General features: G+C 45.5%; 1 protein-coding gene. It reads left to right on the top strand.

Annotation, left to right across the window (positions count from 1 at the left end; translation table 11 throughout):
• Positions 1-283 precede the first annotated feature (283 nt).
• Complete coding sequence (locus AC1BI1_RS15350) at positions 284-1,036, top strand: site-specific integrase (RefSeq protein ID WP_476718174.1); 753 nt, start codon at positions 284-286, stop codon at positions 1,034-1,036.
• The last annotated feature ends 71 nt before the right edge of the window (positions 1,037-1,107 follow it).

Raw genomic sequence — 1,107 nt, 5'->3', positions numbered from 1 at the left:
AAACATCACCTATTATTTATCTCGTGTTTTCGACTGCAATTAGCCTTGATTTAAGGGGTTTATCACATCACTTCTAAGAGAACGGCAAAAGCTTAGAACCCAAGATGCAAACAACGGCGACGTTACCAGAAGTGCGGAATTTTGATTACCATAATTGTGGACTTTATCTTCCCACAATTGGGGAGTTAATTTTCCCATATTTGTGGACTTATCTTTCCCATATTTGTGGACTAAAAAATGACCATAAATGTGGATTTTTATATTGACACCGACAGAGGTAAGCATGGGAAAAAAGAAGGCTAAAAAGAGAGCCAATGGCGAAGGAACTGTGTACCAGAGGCCTGACGGTAGATGGGCAGCACAACTCTCCATTGGTATTGACCCTGTTACTGGTAAATCGAGAAGAGTTACCTTTTATGGGAAGACCCAGCAAGAAGTCATAGAGAAGAAAGCCAAAGCCCAGGCCGAAATGCAGCAGGGGGTATTTGTGGAACCGAACAAGATAACTCTAGGCCAATGGCTTGACACCTGGCTCCAAGTGTACAAAAAGCCCAAAGTCGAACCTAGTACGCTCGAAAGCTACGAGATTATGATCCGGGTGCATATCAAACCCGCGCTGGGCAATATCCAGTTAAGGCAACTGCAGCCTAGCCACCTCCAAAGGCTCTATAACACCAAGTTAGAGAGTGGTCGGGCTGATGGCAAGGGTGGGTTGTCCCCCCGTATGGTCCGGTATATTCATACCCTTATTCACGGTGCGCTAGAGCAGGCGGTCAAGGAGGGATTGATTAGCCGCAACGTAGCTGAAGCTGTAGAACTCCCTAAAGACCGTAAGAAAGAATTCACTCCTCTTACCCCTGAGCAGGTCAGACAATTTCTTACTTCCATAAAAGGAGACCGCCTGTACGCCGCCTTTCTGCTAGAACTGGGAACAGGGTTGAGAGAAGGAGAGCTTTTTGCCCTCCGGTGGCAGGATATCGATTTTAAAAACGGGGTACTTACAGTAAGGCAAACCCTCACCAGAGTAAAAGTGTAGATTGTCAAATTGAACCGTAAAAAGCTCGCACATTAAATTAGGTCGTTCTAGAGTCAAAGTAGCCCTAATTC

It is taken from the genome of Thermanaeromonas sp. DSM 22490 (genome assembly GCF_056378755.1).
Note: the sequence above shows the minus strand (reverse complement) of the source record. Positions and strands in the feature narration are given on the sequence as shown.